Source organism: Acinetobacter sp. UBA991 (genome assembly GCF_002292065.1).
Taxonomy (GTDB): domain Bacteria; phylum Pseudomonadota; class Gammaproteobacteria; order Pseudomonadales; family Moraxellaceae; genus Acinetobacter; species Acinetobacter higginsii.
The window spans coordinates 208,290-225,186 of sequence record NZ_DBBF01000043.1; the positions used below are offsets into that span (position 1 = coordinate 208,290).

Genomic DNA, 16,897 nt, shown 5'->3' on the forward strand with positions numbered 1-16,897 from the left:
AATTCCTAAAAAATAGGCTATTTCTATGTTTTCCAATATTCGAGCGCAATGGTTCTCCAATATCCGTGCGGATATTTTGGCTGGACTGGTTGTCGGTTTAGCACTGATCCCAGAAGCCATCGCTTTCTCTATTATTGCGGGGGTCGATCCCAAAGTTGGTTTATACGCTTCATTCTGTATTGCCGTGGTGATTGCTTTCGTTGGTGGTCGCCCCGCTATGATTTCAGCAGCAACAGGCGCTATGGCCTTGGTCATGGCCAGTTTAGTTAAAGAACATGGCTTACAATATCTACTGGCTGCCACCTTGCTCACAGGGGTATTGCAAATTATCGCGGGCTATCTAAAGCTGGCGAAACTCATGCGTTTCGTGTCCAAATCTGTGGTGATTGGATTCGTCAATGCACTGGCGATTTTGATCTTTATGGCGCAACTGCCTGAACTGGTCAATGTCACATGGCAGGTCTATACCTTGGTGTTATTGGGTCTGATCATTATCTACCTATTTCCGCTGATTCCGATAATCGGTAAATTATTGCCTTCACCCTTGGTCTGCATCATCACGGTGACTTTGCTGGCAATCTACTTCGGCATTGATATTCGTACAGTGGGAGACATGGGTTCATTACCTGATACGCTTCCTGTGTTCTTAATTCCTGATATTCCCTTTAATTTTGAAACCTTAAAAATCATCTTTCCCTATGCAGTTGCACTAGCAGCAGTCGGTTTACTTGAGTCGATGATGACGGCGACGATTATTGATGAAATGACCGATACTCCAAGCGATAAATTCCAAGAATGTAAAGGACAAGGCATTGCCAATATCGCCTCAGGTTTTATGGGTGGCATGGCAGGCTGTGCCATGATTGGGCAATCGATGATTAATGTAAAATCAGGTGGATTGACTCGATTATCGACCTTTTCAGCGGGAATATTCCTCCTCATCTTAGTCGTATTTATCAGCGACTGGTTAAAGGTGATTCCCATGGCTGCCTTAGTTGCCGTGATGATCATGGTCTCGATCAGTACCTTTGAATGGAAATCCATCAGTAGTTTTAGCAAGAATCCAATCAGCAGTAATGTCGTGATGCTTGCAACAGTGGTTGTGGTCGTTGCAACCCATAATTTAGCCTTAGGCGTGCTTACAGGCGTGTTACTGTCTGCTTTATTCCTTGCCAATAAATTAGAGCAAGATATTCGAGTTGAGCGATATTTTGAAAATCAGGCACGCGTTTATAATCTGAAAGGTCAAATTTTCTTTAGTTCTTCAGAAAAATTTATGCAAAGTTTTGATTTCAAAGAGGATGTAAAAGAAGTCATTATTGATTTGACCCATTCACATATTTGGGATGTCACTTCAGTGGCCATGATTGACAGTGTGGTGCAAAAATTCCAGCGCAAAGGCATCCATGTTATTGTGCGAGGTTTGAATGAAGCCAGCTCGATCATGATTGATAAATATGGAACTCATCAAAGCTCAAGCTAAGTCTGCATAAATAGCCACGAACTCTAAAAGTGCTTAAGTAATCCAGCTTAAGCGCTTTTTTTAGAGTTAATAAATTACGTTTCGGACAAAATGAACAGTGCTACTTCCTTGATTGAGATAACGATAATTGACAGAACTCTCAAATAAAATCGACTCACCTGCTAGAAGCACTCGATTTTCTTGTTCAAACGAAATCGTCAATTCGCCATCGACAATATAAATCAACTCTTGCCAGCCTTTTTGATCTGGTTCAGCCTGATAGATCTCACCCACAGCCAAAGACCATGTCCATAATTCGACTTGTGTTTGGGTCGGTACTGCAGCCAACAGCATGGCCTGACTTTCAGCCTGTTGGCCTTGCCACGCCAAAGTATTCACAATGGCTGATTCACTCAGTTCGGATGGACTGACCAGCTTTTTAAAATCGACCGTTAAAGCCGTTGCAATCGCATCGAGCTTGGCCAAACTGATATTGACCTGTCCTGTTTCCAAAGCAGCAATAGTACGGCGACTGACACCTGCTCGATCTGCCAAATCTTGCTGGCTAAGCTGACGTTCGGTACGAAACAGACGGATATTCTGTCCCACATATTGCAATACCGTCTCTGAATGACTCATGCATTCCTACAGTGAAAATAAAAATCTGCGCAATATATTGCACAAAGACAACAAGCAATGCAATATGTGCAGTATATTGCACTTTACTCATGAGGATGGCTGCGTTGACCGCTTTGTCTCAATCTCCTAAAGCCGCACAATTCGCGCTTATTTTTATCACCATGATTTGGGGTGGTACCTTTTTAGCGGTGCAATATGCGCTGAATTTTAGTAGCCCCATGTTTTTTGTCGGCTGTCGTTTTGCAGTCGCGGCTTTAGCGATCTTATTAATCTCGATTAAATCCATGCGTGGCTTAACCCTAAAAGAGGGCTTGGCAGGTACAGCCATCGGGATTGTAATCGCGATTGGCTATGGTACTCAAACCATTGGCCTACAAAGCATTCTGAGTAGCGAATCCGCCTTTTTAACCGCACTGTATGTGCCCTTAGTGCCCATTTTAATGTGGGTGATCTTCCAAAAGATGCCCTCTATGATGACGTGGTTGGGTACTGCACTGGCTTTTACAGGTTTGATCTTGTTAACAGGCAATGGCTTTTCCAGTATTAACTTTAGTTATGGACAAGTACTCACCCTGATTTGTGCCTTTGTGATTGCACTCGAAATTATACTGATTGGTTATTTTGCAGGGAAAGTGAACCTAAGACGGGTCACGGTGATTCAACTGGCAGTCGCTTCATTCTTATCATTTGCTAGTATGCCTTTGGTTGGTGAACACAGTATTCCTAACTTTTCATGGGGATTACTGATTATTGCAGTGGCGCTCGGCTTAGCCAGTGCGTTGATTCAATTTGTGATGAACTGGGCACAACGCATGGTCGATCCGACGCGTGCTGCGATTATTTATGCAGGTGAACCCGTCTGGGCGGGGGTGATCGGTCGTATTGCGGGAGAACGTTTACCATTACTGGCCTTGTTTGGAGGTGTATTGGTGGTGCTTGGGGTACTCGTCAGCGAATTAAAATTTAAATTCTTTGCGAAGAAACAACGACCAGAAAATTAATAGATAAAAGTGCACAACAGTTTTAGTTCAATAAAATCTATTGTGCACTTTCAAAAGACTAAGCTGGAATTTCTTTTTGATTCACAGCAACAGGACTATTGCCAATCTGCCACACGTACGGCAAAGGCGCTTGATTGACTTCCCAATCTCCAATCACTTTCTGTTTATAGACCAATGGGTTGTGTGATGCAACCACACGAGCATTGCGCCAAAAACGGTCCAACTGCTTGTCAGTGCTACTGGCCGATGCGCCCAAGGCATTAAACAGCTCGGTGCTCAGATTCAAGACCAACTCCGCAATCACCACCTGCCCCTGTGCCGATACTAATTCAGCACGTTCATTGGCCTCCAACTCAGCCTGTTCATCATTCTGAAAATGTTGTAAATACGCAGCATCCAAAGCTTCAGCAGTAGTTAATGCAATACTTTGCGCCGCATAAGCTTCTGCAGACGCTTTGCCAATCACTTGCAGGATTTGTGCATCTTCACGTACCAAACTGGCATTGCCATGACTATAAATCCGCGTCCGCTGACGCACTTCCTGCTTAAAGGTCTCCACTGCACTGTGTGCAATCCCCGCCAAAGTCGCGAGATGTACCACCTGATAAAATGCGGTTTGATATTTAAATCGGTTTTCAAACACCAAAATGTGATCTCGGGCAATTTCTACATTGTTTAAGGTCAAGGTTCCGCTGCCCGTGGTTTTTTGCCCAAAGCCATCCCAATCATCCACAATATCAATGCCTTCTGCTTGCGTAGACACCGCAGCAATCACATGCTGATTGGTGCTTTCATCCAAAGCAAAAAGATCAATCCAGTCTGCGAAAATCGTGCCTGTGGAATAATACTTCTGACCATTAATACGGAGTTTGCCATCTTGCGTTACCTTGACACGAGTCGCCACATCTCCGATTTCAACTTTACCAATTTCTGTCCACGCATTCCCCACAATCTCACCACGGACAAAGCGTTCAAACCAGAGTGTCTGTGCTTCAGTTTTTTGTGCATTTAAACGGTCTTCGACAAAGGCAAAATGCCCGCGTAAAGCCTGAACCACATTGGAATCTGCTTGAGCAAGTTCAATTAATAAATGAAACAGCTGCTTTTGCGAAACCCCATCACCACCAAAAGCCACAGGCACGCGTACCGCGCCAAAGCCAGCCTGTTTTAACCATTGAATCGGTTCATAGGGCAAAGTTCGGTTTTTTTCCCGTGCTAAAGCACCTTCCGCAATTCGTTCGAAAATAGGACGGAACTTGCCCGCCACCTGTTCATAATGTGCACCCAAGGAGAGATTTTGATTACTTTGACTGGTCATAATAGCGTCCTCTTAGCTCCACGCATGACGTGGCAGTGCCACACCATTCAAATAATAATTACCCACTAGATTGTATTTCCAACGTACCGGATCATGCAGGGTATGCGTGCGTGCATTGCGCCAGTGCCGATCCAGATTCAACTCAGATAAGGTGGAACGGGTACCGGATAACTCAAATAATTTATTGGCTGCCAAGAGTGCGATTTCCGTAGTCAATACTTTCGATTCAGCCGTGAGTAAAGTTGCTTCTGTTACGGTATCTTCGGTTGGATTGGCCAAAGCACGATCAATCGCCTCACCTGCCAAAGCTAAAACTGCCTCTGCGGCACGCAATTTAATTTTTAGCTCACCAATATTGCTAATGGTATAAGGATCTTCACTGGCGTGTTCCACACCTGAATCAATCCACGGACGGGCATGCTCACGCACATAGCGGATGGTTTCCTCAATCGCCCCACGCGCAATCCCGGCATCGACAGCGGACTGAATAATTTGCGAAATTGCACCTGCTGCTGTTGGACGTTCAAAAGCCTGATGGATCGGTACCACATATTTTAAATCGACTCGAACATGATCCAGCTGCACGCTACCACTGGCCGTAGTGCGCTGACCAAAACTGCTCCAGTCATTCACAATGGTCAAACCTGGTGTATGTTGTGGTACCAGTGCTGCAAATACTTTGCCATCGTCACTGACTGCAACCACTGGAATCCAATGCGCCAATAGAGCACCTGTGGCAAAGAATTTCTGACCACTGATCACAGCATAATCATCTTTAAATTCAATTTTGGTGGTCAAATCCGCGACGGTTTTCGAGTTTTTTTCAGAGAATGCATTGCCTAAACGCTTGCCTTGCAGCACTTGTTCGAAGAAGAACTGCTGCTGTTCCAATGACGCATCCAAACGGATATGTTCTAAAAAGGCCCAATGATTTTGTGCAATTTGACCTAAAGATGAATCTGCGCTGGAAATAATGGTCACCACCTCAGCAAGGGTTTTATAACTCACCCCTGCACCACCGAACTGTTTTGGAATATTGATTCCCCAAAGGCCAGAGGCGGAATATTGCTGGATTTCTTGCAATGGCAGCTTGCGCTCATGGTCACGCTTTGCCGCCTCTTTGGCAAAAGCAGCCGCTACGCGATGCGCCACAGCAATGGCTTCTTGATCCGAAGCAATCACATGTGCTGGCGTATTGTTCAAGTAAAAATCTTGTGGAATACTCTGTGCATCTTCCAGTTTTATTTCTATTTTTGAGGTCATTATAAATACTCATCTTGCAGTTATAAAAATAAACTAGCACTATTTTTATTGCATATTTATAAGTTAAATATAGAAACTAATCTGTTTATTTAAAATAAACTCAAACCATCACTTATTGATTTAAAAAACAATTTAAAATCAACAACAAATAACTCGATAAGATGGGCGAGCGCGTTAACACCATTTGCCCAAGTAAACAAAATAACGTTTTGAATTTAATAAAAAATAATCATTAAAACCACAACCTAAAATCACGTTAAATAGATTCATGATAACCATTTATTTTTTTATGATTAATCAATTCAATCATTTTTAATTAAGATCAATAAAAATCTTTAATTTAGTAAAGAGCAATGAGCAAGCAAATTAGATTTAATGCCTTTGAAATGAACTGTATTGCGCATCAATCGCCGGGATTGTGGCGTCATCCACTAGATCGCTCGACTGAATATAAAGACCTCGAATATTGGACCGATTTGGCCAAAATCTTAGAGCGTGGCAAGTTTGATGGAGTTTTTATTGCCGATGTTTTAGGCATTTATGATGTTTACCATCAATCAGCACAACATGCGCTCACAGGTGCTGTGCAAGTTCCCGTCAATGATCCTTTGCAAATCGTACCTGCTATGGCAGCAGTCACTAAACACCTAGGCTTCGGTCTGACGACTTCAATTTCGTTTGAACACCCTTATCCCTTTGCACGGCGCATGAGTACCTTGGATCATCTGACCAAAGGTCGTATCGGTTGGAACATCGTGACTTCATACTTGGAAAGTGGCTCAAAGAATTTAGGTCTTAAAACGCAAGTCAGTCATGATCAACGTTATGACATCGCTGATGAATATTTAGAAGTTCTCTATAAACTCTGGGAAGGTTCTTGGGAACAAGATGCTGTGCTGCGTGATAAAGAAAAAGGCATCTTTGCCGACCATCGTAAAGTTCATCCGATCAATCATCAAGGTCAATATTTTAGTGTTCCCGGCATTCATATTTGCGAACCATCTCCACAACGTACCCCTGTGCTCTATCAGGCAGGTGCATCCAATCGTGGGCAGTTATTTGCCAGCCAAAATGCTGAATGTGTATTTATTTCTGCGCCAACCAAAGCCGCGGTGAAAAAACTGGTACAGGGCATTCGTTCCAACCTAGTTGAACAAGGCAAAGACCCTCATTCAATTTTGATCTACACCATGCTGTCGATTGTGGTGGATGAAACCGATGCAAAAGCGCAGGCAAAATTCAAAGACTATCAAAGCTACGCCAGCTATCATGGTGGCTTAACCTTGGCATCAGGCTGGTCTGGAGTTGATTTTTCTCAATTCCATGCAGAAGACAAAGTTGAATATATTCATACCGATGCGATTCAATCGATGCTCGACTCTTATGTAAAAGCCGATCCGAATCGAATCTGGACCATTGAAGAGATTGCCAAATTTATTAGTATCGGTGGCAATGGCCCAGTACTGGTGGGCTCAGCTGCAACTGTGGCCGATCAACTACAGGCATGGACGGAAGAAACCGATGTTGACGGCTTTAACTTGGCCTATATTTTGGCGCATCAGACTTTTGAAGATGTGGTGGAATATCTGGTGCCGGAACTACAGCAACGTGGCGTGTATGCAACTGAATATACCGAGGGGACTTTACGTGAGAAACTATTTGGACAAGGTCCATTGCTGACAGAACAGCATCGAGGGGCGAGCTATCGCTATCATGCAACAGCGAAAACCAACAACAATACAGAACTCGCTTAGGTTCACAACCCAGCGAGTTCTGGCCGAGCTTAGCCTTGATACATCGGCTTATTATCATTTAAGGCGATCAGACCACGGATGGCACGATACACAATCCAAATCCATGCACCAAAAATTACCGCAAAGGCAAAAGTGGTTGCAGAAACCGCAACGCCAGCAAAGGCCGTGCCGTTATCGCCAGTAAAGAACAGGAAAGAGAACGGAATAAAGGCAATAATATTCCAAGCCAAATACCACCAGAAGGTGCGGATCTGCCAAGTAAAGTGGCTTTCAAAAATCGAGCCTTGTACATCACTGCGTTTTACATAGTTGATGATTAAGGCAATGATTGCCAACAGACCACCAGTAAAAATCGCAATGATATAAAGTACATACAGCACTAAGGTCAAAGTACGGTTTGGATCTTGATCAACGGAATAATTCATTTTTATTTATCTCCAGAAACAAACTCCCTCAATCAATAGAACACATTGAGCGGAGAAATTAGCCAACATATCAATAGTATATGGAAGACTATGGTACAGAAATAAATCTTACGAAACGGTTGTTTTTGTGTTTTATGTCTCAGTTTTTGCTGAGCAAGCCAACCACCGCACCATCCACCCAAAGAATCCACGATATGTAAGGTCTGCTCTGGAATACGTCGATTGCCCAACTGCGCAGCTTCTTTATCTTGCGCATACAGCCAATAACTCAGCACATTCATCAAGCTGACAAATAATAAAGTATACGGTGGCAGCAATTTACTAAAGCTTGCAATCACCATAAAGACAATATAAATCACAATACCAATCTGCATCGCAGACCAGCGTTTCGACGGTTGAGGCTGACTCGGACGAGCACGATGTTCAATCACTTGCGATGCTTTTAAATACGTCGCCTGCTGAGCGCGATAACGACCGCGCTCATCCAGAATCACCACATACTCCAAGGCACAACCGACCAAGGGTCGCGGCCCTGTGCGAGCAAAGTCTTTGATATGGATAAAGACACGATCTTTTGCTGTGTCATTGGGTTGGATAAAGCCATAGCCTTTATCATCAAACCATTCAACTAAACGACCTTGATCTCGCATGTCTATTCCCTAAGCTGTGATTCGTTGTAAACGGTCTTGTAACATCATGCGCATTTCCAGCGGATCTTTTTGCAAAATATCATCGCCAGTACGCCCTTGCTCGGCATTTTTCTGCGCCACTTGTAAGCGCATACTCCAGAAACGGCACGCCGCCATTGCCAAGAAGATATTTAAACAGGCCAGCTCATCAACGGTCAGCTGACGAATGCTTTGATAAGCTGCAAGAAAGGCATTGGCCTTGGCTTGATCCAAATACGCTTGTGGATAGGCAGTACAGAAATCATTGATACTAATCGCAATATCAAATAACCATTCATCTTGATTCAATTCATAAAAATCAAGAATACCCTGTAGTTGATCGCCTTCAAACAAGGTGTTATCTCTGAATAAATCTGAATGAATAAAGCCTGTAGGACGGTCTGGATGCTGTTGGGTAATTGCCGCAAACTGCTGAAACACTTGAGCTAATAATTCCTGATCTTGCGCATTCATTTGTGGCTTAAGTTGCTCAGCGACATCTGACCAATATTGATGATTACGATTAAAATCACGTTCTAAAGGAAAGCCGTGTAAGGCCAAATGCAATTTTGCCTGTGCTTGTGCAATCGCCTGAATTTGGATAATGCTGGCGTCTTCTGGATGCTCACCCATCAAGCGCGGCGCAATTTGCGCAGGTTTATCTGCAATAGTATGAATGGCCTGACCACTATGCTTTAAAGGCACCGCCACAGGCACACCTGCCTCACCCAAACAATCCAGTACAGGTACCAACTCACCTGCGCCTTCAGCATCTAATTCTTCAAAAACCGTTAAAACATATTGTTTCTGTGATTGATCCACCAAAAAATAATTGGTGTTTTGAATACCGCCTTGGATTGGAATCAGGTCAATCACCGCTAAACCATAAGGCTCAGCAAAGGCTTGAACTTCTTCTAAACTCAACGGGGTATAAACCGACATGGAAAACCTGCAAAAAATAGCTGTGAAGTTTGATAGAATACCTGTTCCCTCCATGAAGGTGTAGCACCCCTTTCTTTATTGGCGATTTTTTGGAAAATTTTATGCTCGCAAAACGTATTATCCCTTGCTTAGATGTTGATAATGGTCGAGTCGTCAAAGGCGTTCAATTCCTTGATATTCGTGACGCAGGTGACCCTGTTGAAGTCGCCCGTCGTTATAACGAACAAGGCGCCGATGAAATTACCTTTTTAGATATTACTGCTACCCATCATGGACGCGACACCACTTACCGTACCGTAGAACGCATGGCAGAAAGCGTTTTTGTACCATTAACTGTGGGTGGTGGTGTCCGTAAAGTTGAAGATATCCGTTTATTGTTGAATGCAGGTGCCGATAAAGTCAGTATCAACTCGGCTGCCGTGTTTACTCCTGAGTTTGTCCAAGAAGCTTCACAACGCTTTGGTGCACAATGTATCGTGGTTGCGATTGATGCGAAAAAAACCGGCGAGAACAAGTGGGAAATTTTTACCCACGGCGGTCGTAAACCAACAGGCATCGATGCGATTGAATGGGCGGTGAAAATGGCCAACTTCGGTGCAGGCGAACTGCTGATTACCAGTATGGATGCCGATGGTACTAAAGCAGGTTATGACATTGCCTTAATGCGTCAGATCAATGATCGCGTCAATATCCCGACCATCGCTTCGGGTGGTGTAGGCAACTTACAGCATTTGGCCGATGGCATCTTAAAAGGCGGTGCAGATGCAGTACTTGCTGCTTCTATTTTCCACTTTGGTCAACACACCATTCCAGAAGCAAAACAATATCTTGCTGAACAAGGCATTGAGATGCGTCTTTAATTAGATGAGCCATAAAAAACCTCTCAAGCGAGAGGTTTTTTTATTTAAAAATAGCTGTATACAGATAAAAAAATACCTTGCTGAGCAAGGTATGGAAACTGCGTTATACAACGCTAGAGGGTAAGCACAATATCATCATTTTGAACAAATTCTGAGCATTTAAAATGCTTGAGCTAAATTAGCGAGAAAATGCACAAAGATATTGACATTAAAAACCAATTTTATTGACAATTCACGACATCCCCCTATTTTTGTCGTCATGATTTGTCAATAAAAGCCTGCTCAGCCCACTAGATCAATCCAATTTAAGCCACCGATTCTTGCGATTGTTTTTGCGGTGGCTCAGCAACAGGTGCTTCCACCAATTTTGGTTTTTGCTCGACCCATTTTGCAGGAAAAACGGATTCAATCGCTTGCGTCAATGCTTTAGACAAGGCTGCAGGTAAAGGAAGACCCAATGGATTGGCCTCTTTTAAATCCGCAGAAGACACCACACGGGTCCCCATCACATAATCAAACCATGGACGCGTCACACACCAGTTGGCATCTTGGTTTGAATTCATATGATGATCATAATGCCAAGGAATGGTTCGTTTTGCCCAATCTGGTTCTAAGTGTGCACGACGATGCACATAATAATAGTTGCCTGCACTATACAGTGCTGCCAAAGACATGCCTTTTGAAATGGGATAAAACGCCACACTGGCAACGCCTGCCACCACTGCCAATGACATGATTTCATTACGGGTACGCCAATGCTCCACACCCTCAACATAGCAATCATCCGAAAACTGCTGTTTACGTACTTCACGATGATGCGCCCAGTGCGATTCCATGCTTTTCGGCACAGGGCTATAACGTGGCTGCCCTGGGCGATGTACCCCATGCAAAATGTATTTATGTGCAAACCATTCAAAGGCATTTGCAACAGCCAAACCTGCGATAAAACCCTTAATCATGGTTTTCTCCAAATGTTTCCTTATTTTTATTCAAGATATAAATTTTTGTAGGCGAAGTATTGACGATGCGATATATTTATATTGACAAAACACGACAAGATAAGAGGTAGACAGGATGTCTCAACTCAAGAACTATACAGGCTCTGTTTTTGGTGGTTTGGGGCATTTATTAAAAGCATATTGCGAAGCAGAGAACATCCATATTCCTGAACAATTACAACAGGTTCAAAACCTAGAGCGTTTTGATTATGTGATTTGGCGGGATCTACTAGAAGATCTAAATCGACTACATCCAAAGAGTGGTCTAGGCTTGGAAATCGCAGCCTATGTACAACCCAAACACTTGGGCATCATTGCCTATCTGGCGCTGTCCTGTGAAAACCTAGGTGAAGCACTGTCTCGTTATCATGATTTTCATCGCCTGATTTATGATGGTAGCCCTTTGGTGGTTGAATTTAATCACCCTTATGCATCGATTCGTTGGGAAGCCCCTGAACCACATCCGACCCAGTTGACCGATGAAATCGCGATTGCCTTGATGGTGCAGTTCCTTAAACTGTTTATGTCGGGTGACACGATTCATCTGCATGAAGTGCATTTCGTCAATACTGCACCAAAAAACATCAGCATTTATGAGCAGTATTTCCACTGTAAAGTGCGTTTTGAACAGCCCAAAACACAATTATTATTGCCAGTGAGCGAAGCTTTTAAGCCACTCAAAACAGGTGATCACACCTTACAACAACTGTTGTTACAGCAAGCCCAAGCCTTGCTGGATAAATTGCCCAATTCAACCCAATTGGATCAGCGGCTACAACATGCCATTTTGACTGGGCTACAAAAGAACCAATATCAAATCGATTTTATCGCCGAAAAACTGGGTCTGTCGGTGCGCCAATTACAGCGTCATTTACAACAACAAGACACCACCTTTCAGGAACGGGTACAGCAGGTCCGCTTTATGCTGGCGACCGAATATTTAAAAGACCCTCATCTGAGTTTACAAGAAATTGCGCTACTGCTCTGTTATTCTGAACAAAGTGCTTTTCAACGTGCTTTTAAGATTTGGACGGGGCAAACCCCGCAACAGTGGCGAAACAACAACACAACTTACAATTCGTAATAAAAACACTCATGAACTAACGGTTTCGCAACTGATCGATTTTTTTGCCCGTTTTATATAAGAGCCTATATACCTATGTGAATTAGTTCACAATTTTTTCACGCAGGTTAAACATATCCATAATAAATTTTGGATGCTTGCTTTTTTATTTTTTATAACTGATGTGGTGATAACAATGAACAAATATTTAGCAGAATTTCTCGGGACCTTTTGGCTTGTTTTTGGTGGTTGTGGTAGTGCTGTGCTTGCAGCTGCATACCCAGAACTTGGCATTGGTTTCTTAGGTGTTGCATTAGCATTTGGTTTAACTGTTTTAACAGGTGCTTACGCTTTCGGTCATATTTCTGGTGGTCACTTTAACCCTGCTGTCAGTGTAGGTTTATGGGTGGGTGGACGTTTTGATTCTAAAGATTTAGTCCCTTATATCGTATCTCAAGTGATTGGTGGTGCGCTTGCAGCATTCGTGCTGTACATCATCGTACAAGGTCAAGCTGGTTTTGCTGGTACTGGCGGTTTCGCAACCAATGGCTATGGTGAACTCTCTCCAAACCATTTCTCTGTTGCGTCAGCATTCCTGATTGAGGTTGTTTTAACTGCGTTCTTCTTGATCGTGATCATGGGGGCTACTGATCGTCGCGCGCCTGCGGGCTTTGCACCAATCGCAATTGGTTTAGCTTTAACGTTGATCCACTTGATCAGTATTCCAGTCACCAACACCTCAGTAAACCCTGCACGTAGTACTGCAGTTGCGTTATTTGCTGAGACAGCAGCAATCAGCCAACTTTGGTTATTCTGGGTTGCACCAATCATCGGTGCCATCATTGGTGCAGTGATCTATAAAGTGGTGGGTAGCGACAAAGACTAAGCGCGATATACTCCATAAAAAACAGCCTGCAACGGCTGTTTTTTTTATTTATAGAAATGGATTTTCAATATCCTGCTCAGGTTTTCTGTCAATCTGCTCAGGAAGTTGTTCTTTTTCCAAAGCGGCAACCACCTCATTGATAAAGCTTTGCAATGCCTTGGCCGTTTTCAGCCCTGCCTGATCTTTGGTAATCTGTAAATTGCCATATAAGCTCACGCAATCGACCTGATTTTCCAAAGTCAGATCATAAATTGCTGAAGATTCATCACCCTGTTCAAAAGGCTTAAACATCTTTTTTCTCTCATTGTTGTTGTCTATCCCACAACATGATCCATGCAGGATGACTTTGCAAGATGTTCTACATTATCTCAACATTTGTAAGAAATACTGCAGCAATGCATTTACCAATTGATTGATCAAGGCTTGTTTGGTCTCTTCATCAATTTGTGGGAATTTGCTTTCTGCGGCCTCGGTTTGCTGTGAAGTAAATTCACGTTGCTGCACTTGAATGGCATCTGTTTTAGCTTCTTCTGCACACTGGCTCTGTCCATCCCAATGCGAATAACTGATGTCTTTATTCGGCTTTACTTGTACTGCAGAAAGTGGCAATTGATAAACATTACGCTTCTGTTGTTCCGTCAATTGAGGGAACAAGTTAATGCCAAGTTTCTCTTCCAAATAGCAAACACTGACCACTTTGACCTGTTGAGAATTATTATTCGGCGCATAGTAGGCCCCAATAATCCCCTGCTTGGGTAAATACACCGCTTTGTACACTGCAGTCGGGACAATCACGCCGCTGCCTATGGTTTTAAGTCGCTTGCCTTCAAATACAGGACCGGTCAGCACATAGGCATCTTTATGCTGCTTGGTTACCATCGAGCGCACCGCTTCTTCTAATTTACGCCACACTTCCTGATTATTCTTCGGCGCTTGCGGCACCATATTGGCCAATGAAAAGCTGTCATATTGCGCCGCAGTATTATTCATATCACCATTCGGCGCCATATGACCACGGTCATAGCCTGAACCACGATAGTCTGACAATAAAGCACGATGCGCAGGCTTTAGCCGTGTTTCTTCATGGAAATTATCTTCACGTTTAATTTTGATGCTTAAGCGTTCTGGGGTCAGATATTCTGCCGTCCACAATGGGGTCTTAGAAATACCTGAATACATCACATTAAAATCATTAAAACATAGTGCATAACTGTCTTTTTTCAGACTGTCTTTACTGAGTAAGGGTGGAACATCACGATAAAACTGTTTTAAACAACCCGTATTACTGGATTGAAATGGGATGAACTTGGAAATTTTTTCACTGCCAAATGCGATCGCAAAACTCCCTGTTGCGACCAGTGCCAACATCATTTTTCCAACATTTTGGCTCAAAAAAGCAAATGGGCTTTTACTCTTTCGGGTTGGTCTCTTTGCCATAACTACATCAAAATCAATATGAACGCGCAGCTTAACAACTCAAAAGTCCTGTGTATATTGAGTTTCAGCCCAGAGCGACACTTTATGTCGCAAATCTGTACACTTGATCTACAGACAATAAAAAAGGCACGCTCAGGTGCCTTTTTTATACAGTTTTCTTAAATTTCGATCTGACTACCCAACTCCACCACACGGTTGGTTGGAATCTGGTAGAAGTCACTGACAGGGCTGGTGTTGCGCTGCATTGAAATAAACAGCTTTTCACGCCACGGCGACATGCCATCCCCCACGGTATGCACAATACGATCACGTGAAATAAAGAAACTCATTTGCATCATATCGAATTCAAAACCAAGCTCCTTATAAGCTTGCTCTAATGCATTCGGTACATTCGGCTGATCTTTAAATCCGTAGTACATATAGATACGATAAAAATGCTCATCCAATTTTTCAACTTTTAGGCGATCTTCATCTGCCACATATGGAATATCTTGGGTATATACCGTGACCATCACATTACGCTCATGCAGCACCTTGTTGTGCTTAATATTATGCAGCATTGCATGCGGCACAATATTCGGTGTTCCAGTTAAGAAAATCGCTTCGCCTGGTACGAAATGGGTTTCTTTGCTCATGCCAATACTTTTGATAAACAATTCAATTGGTAAAGCATTGGTTTCCATACGGTTATAGACAATTTCGCGACCACGTTTCCACGTCATCAAAATGGTATATACCACCACACCAATCAAGATCGGCACCCAACCGCCTGACAGAATTTTCAATGAGGTTGAACCCACAAAAATTAAATCAATAATCAGGAACGGCACCGCAAATAAGGCCACTTTCCATAACGGCCAACGCCATACGCCATAGGCTAAGGTCGAGATCAAAATCGTACCGCAGAGCATGGTCATGGTCACCGCTACACCATAAGCACTCGCCAATTCTGCACTGCTTTCAAATAGTAAAATCAGGATCACCACCGAGATAAACAAGACCCAGTTAATGAAGGGTAAATAGATCTGCCCTTGTTCCACATCCGAAGTATGATGCACGGTTAAGCGCGGTAAGTAGCGTAATTGAATGGCTTGGTTCGCCATCGAAAAAACACCTGTGATTACTGCTTGAGAGGCAATCACGGCTGCGGCTGTTGCCAAGCCAATCATTGGGAATAAAGCCCAATCTGGAACCAATAAATAGAATGGGTTTTCAATGGCTTTAGCGTCGCGTAATAGCAATGCACCTTGACCTGCATAGTTCAAAAGCAAACAAGGCAGTACCACCAAGAACCACGCCAATTTAATCGGCACACGCCCAAAATGTCCCATGTCCGCATACAACGCCTCACCACCGGTCATGGTCAGAATCACTGCACCCATGGTGATAAAGGCAACTGTCGGCTGATCAAAGACAAAATGGAATGCCCAATACGGATTGACCATCATCAAGACATACGGGGTCTGGATAATGCTCCACAGTCCAATTAGGCCAATGGACGCAAACCATAGCAGTGTAATCGGGCCAAAGAATTTCCCCATGGTGGCGGTACCATGCCGCTGCACCATAAATAATGCCGTGAGGATACCCAAAGCAATCGGCACCAACCAACGATCTAAAGCAGGCGTCACCAGACTTAAACCTTCAATCGCAGACAGTACTGAAATTGCCGGGGTAATGATCCCGTCACCAAAAAACAGTGATGCGCCGATAAAGCCCAATGCAATCAGAAAGATTTTATTTTTATTACTAAAAACGGAGGAGCGCAAATTCAGTGCAAGCAGTGACATGATCCCGCCTTCACCATTGTTGTCCGCACGCATGATCATTGAGACGTACTTAAAACTAATCGTTAGGTTCATACACCAGAAGATCAGCGAAAGAATACCTAAAATCGAACCTTCACTGATATCAACATGTCCTGTGACAAAGCATTGCCGTATTGCATAGAGTGGACTGGTTCCAATGTCTCCAAATACCACCCCTAATGCTGCCAGCGTCATCGCGGGCAATGCGGCTTTTTTTGCAGTACTTTGCATATGATGTTGTCTTCAAAATTGAACGTTATATGGCGCAATATTATCACTAGCCAAAAAGTTTTTCTGCAAATCTGTTCGACTACAACTTGGCAGCGTGCATTTTTTTGGGTACTATCGCACACCTTGGTGAGGTGTCCGAGTG

At 43.4% G+C, this 16,897-nt stretch carries 16 protein-coding genes; 6 read left to right on the top strand and 10 right to left on the bottom strand.

From position 1 onward, the window contains the following. Window positions 1-25: 25 nt before the first annotated feature. Window positions 26-1,483 (top strand): SulP family inorganic anion transporter, encoded by a 1,458-nt coding sequence (locus tag B2727_RS19265; protein ID WP_033132664.1) that lies wholly within the window; start codon window positions 26-28, stop codon window positions 1,481-1,483. Between the two features lie 66 nt (window positions 1,484-1,549). Here B2727_RS19265 and B2727_RS19270 read toward each other — a convergent pair whose 3' ends face one another. Then, window positions 1,550-2,101, bottom strand: coding sequence for a helix-turn-helix domain-containing protein (locus B2727_RS19270; protein WP_033132665.1), 552 nt, complete (start codon window positions 2,099-2,101; stop codon window positions 1,550-1,552). Between the two features lie 95 nt (window positions 2,102-2,196). Between B2727_RS19270 and B2727_RS19275 the strand changes: the two genes are divergently transcribed. Beyond that, window positions 2,197-3,102: a DMT family transporter gene (locus B2727_RS19275; RefSeq protein ID WP_033132666.1), complete on the top strand. Its 906-nt coding sequence runs from the start codon at window positions 2,197-2,199 to the stop codon at window positions 3,100-3,102. Window positions 3,103-3,160: 58 nt separating this feature from the next. On the opposite strand, the gene B2727_RS19280 is transcribed toward B2727_RS19275, so the two are convergent. Together B2727_RS19280 and B2727_RS19285 are read right to left on the bottom strand one after the other, a co-directional pair. Next, a complete protein-coding gene (locus tag B2727_RS19280) occupies window positions 3,161-4,420 on the bottom strand; it encodes a monooxygenase (protein WP_033132667.1) in 1,260 nt (419 codons plus the stop codon). Window positions 4,421-4,432: 12 nt separating this feature from the next. Beyond that, window positions 4,433-5,683 (bottom strand): SfnB family sulfur acquisition oxidoreductase, encoded by a 1,251-nt coding sequence (locus tag B2727_RS19285; protein ID WP_033132668.1) that lies wholly within the window; start codon window positions 5,681-5,683, stop codon window positions 4,433-4,435. A gap of 353 nt (window positions 5,684-6,036) precedes the next feature. Between B2727_RS19285 and B2727_RS19290 the strand changes: the two genes are divergently transcribed. Further along, complete coding sequence (locus B2727_RS19290; RefSeq protein WP_033132669.1) at window positions 6,037-7,437, top strand: LLM class flavin-dependent oxidoreductase; 1,401 nt, start codon at window positions 6,037-6,039, stop codon at window positions 7,435-7,437. 29 nt (window positions 7,438-7,466) lie between these two features. Here B2727_RS19290 and B2727_RS19295 read toward each other — a convergent pair whose 3' ends face one another. Genes B2727_RS19295 through B2727_RS19305 form a run of 3 tightly spaced genes read right to left on the bottom strand, consistent with a single transcriptional unit; the run spans window position 7,467 to window position 9,472 of the window. Beyond that, window positions 7,467-7,862, bottom strand: coding sequence for a DUF4870 family protein (locus B2727_RS19295; RefSeq protein WP_004803794.1), 396 nt, complete (start codon window positions 7,860-7,862; stop codon window positions 7,467-7,469). 32 nt (window positions 7,863-7,894) lie between these two features. Continuing rightward, window positions 7,895-8,512 (bottom strand): DUF1294 domain-containing protein, encoded by a 618-nt coding sequence (locus B2727_RS19300; protein WP_033132670.1) that lies wholly within the window; start codon window positions 8,510-8,512, stop codon window positions 7,895-7,897. Window positions 8,513-8,521: 9 nt separating this feature from the next. Next, window positions 8,522-9,472, bottom strand: a complete 951-nt coding sequence (locus B2727_RS19305) for a homoserine kinase (protein WP_033132671.1) — start codon at window positions 9,470-9,472, stop codon at window positions 8,522-8,524. A gap of 101 nt (window positions 9,473-9,573) precedes the next feature. Between B2727_RS19305 and hisF the strand changes: the two genes are divergently transcribed. Then, window positions 9,574-10,332, top strand: coding sequence for an imidazole glycerol phosphate synthase subunit HisF (gene hisF / locus B2727_RS19310; protein WP_033132672.1), 759 nt, complete (start codon window positions 9,574-9,576; stop codon window positions 10,330-10,332). Between the two features lie 305 nt (window positions 10,333-10,637). On the opposite strand, the gene B2727_RS19315 is transcribed toward hisF, so the two are convergent. After that, entirely contained in the window at window positions 10,638-11,291 is a 654-nt protein-coding gene (locus B2727_RS19315; RefSeq protein WP_005201431.1) for a sterol desaturase family protein, read from the bottom strand. 115 nt (window positions 11,292-11,406) lie between these two features. Between B2727_RS19315 and B2727_RS19320 the strand changes: the two genes are divergently transcribed. Together B2727_RS19320 and aqpZ are read left to right on the top strand one after the other, a co-directional pair. Beyond that, window positions 11,407-12,414, top strand: a complete 1,008-nt coding sequence (locus B2727_RS19320; RefSeq protein WP_033132673.1) for an AraC family transcriptional regulator — start codon at window positions 11,407-11,409, stop codon at window positions 12,412-12,414. A 175-nt stretch (window positions 12,415-12,589) separates the two neighbouring features. Continuing rightward, complete coding sequence (aqpZ, locus tag B2727_RS19325; protein ID WP_005201436.1) at window positions 12,590-13,279, top strand: aquaporin Z; 690 nt, start codon at window positions 12,590-12,592, stop codon at window positions 13,277-13,279. 48 nt (window positions 13,280-13,327) lie between these two features. Here the strand turns inward: aqpZ and B2727_RS19330 are convergent, their stop codons facing one another. The 3 genes from B2727_RS19330 to B2727_RS19340 form a co-directional block, all read right to left on the bottom strand. Then, entirely contained in the window at window positions 13,328-13,570 is a 243-nt protein-coding gene (locus tag B2727_RS19330) for a hypothetical protein (RefSeq protein ID WP_005201439.1), read from the bottom strand. 72 nt (window positions 13,571-13,642) lie between these two features. After that, window positions 13,643-14,716 carry a DNA/RNA non-specific endonuclease gene (locus B2727_RS19335; RefSeq protein WP_017402270.1) on the bottom strand — a complete coding sequence of 358 codons (1,074 nt, stop codon included), beginning with the start codon at window positions 14,714-14,716 and terminating at the stop codon, window positions 13,643-13,645. Window positions 14,717-14,874: 158 nt separating this feature from the next. Beyond that, window positions 14,875-16,755 carry a potassium transporter Kup gene (locus B2727_RS19340; protein ID WP_005201444.1) on the bottom strand — a complete coding sequence of 627 codons (1,881 nt, stop codon included), beginning with the start codon at window positions 16,753-16,755 and terminating at the stop codon, window positions 14,875-14,877. Window positions 16,756-16,897: the final 142 nt, after the last annotated feature.

Excerpts from the sequence above, each read along its gene's own strand:
- B2727_RS19295 (WP_004803794.1), bottom strand. The coding sequence starts at position 7,862 with ATGAATTATTCCGTTGATCAAGATCCAAACCGTACTTTGACCTTAGTG.
- hisF (WP_033132672.1), top strand. The coding sequence starts at position 9,574 with ATGCTCGCAAAACGTATTATCCCTTGCTTAGATGTTGATAATGGTCGA.
- aqpZ (WP_005201436.1), top strand. The coding sequence starts at position 12,590 with ATGAACAAATATTTAGCAGAATTTCTCGGGACCTTTTGGCTTGTTTTT.
- B2727_RS19330 (WP_005201439.1), bottom strand. The coding sequence starts at position 13,570 with ATGTTTAAGCCTTTTGAACAGGGTGATGAATCTTCAGCAATTTATGAT.
- B2727_RS19270 (WP_033132665.1), bottom strand. The coding sequence starts at position 2,101 with ATGAGTCATTCAGAGACGGTATTGCAATATGTGGGACAGAATATCCGT.
- B2727_RS19290 (WP_033132669.1), top strand. The coding sequence starts at position 6,037 with ATGAGCAAGCAAATTAGATTTAATGCCTTTGAAATGAACTGTATTGCG.
- B2727_RS19275 (WP_033132666.1), top strand. The coding sequence starts at position 2,197 with ATGGCTGCGTTGACCGCTTTGTCTCAATCTCCTAAAGCCGCACAATTC.
- B2727_RS19285 (WP_033132668.1), bottom strand. The coding sequence starts at position 5,683 with ATGACCTCAAAAATAGAAATAAAACTGGAAGATGCACAGAGTATTCCA.
- B2727_RS19320 (WP_033132673.1), top strand. The coding sequence starts at position 11,407 with ATGTCTCAACTCAAGAACTATACAGGCTCTGTTTTTGGTGGTTTGGGG.
- B2727_RS19315 (WP_005201431.1), bottom strand. The coding sequence starts at position 11,291 with ATGATTAAGGGTTTTATCGCAGGTTTGGCTGTTGCAAATGCCTTTGAA.
- B2727_RS19305 (WP_033132671.1), bottom strand. The coding sequence starts at position 9,472 with ATGTCGGTTTATACCCCGTTGAGTTTAGAAGAAGTTCAAGCCTTTGCT.
- B2727_RS19335 (WP_017402270.1), bottom strand. The coding sequence starts at position 14,716 with ATGGCAAAGAGACCAACCCGAAAGAGTAAAAGCCCATTTGCTTTTTTG.
- B2727_RS19265 (WP_033132664.1), top strand. The coding sequence starts at position 26 with ATGTTTTCCAATATTCGAGCGCAATGGTTCTCCAATATCCGTGCGGAT.
- B2727_RS19280 (WP_033132667.1), bottom strand. The coding sequence starts at position 4,420 with ATGACCAGTCAAAGTAATCAAAATCTCTCCTTGGGTGCACATTATGAA.
- B2727_RS19340 (WP_005201444.1), bottom strand. The coding sequence starts at position 16,755 with ATGCAAAGTACTGCAAAAAAAGCCGCATTGCCCGCGATGACGCTGGCA.
- B2727_RS19300 (WP_033132670.1), bottom strand. The coding sequence starts at position 8,512 with ATGCGAGATCAAGGTCGTTTAGTTGAATGGTTTGATGATAAAGGCTAT.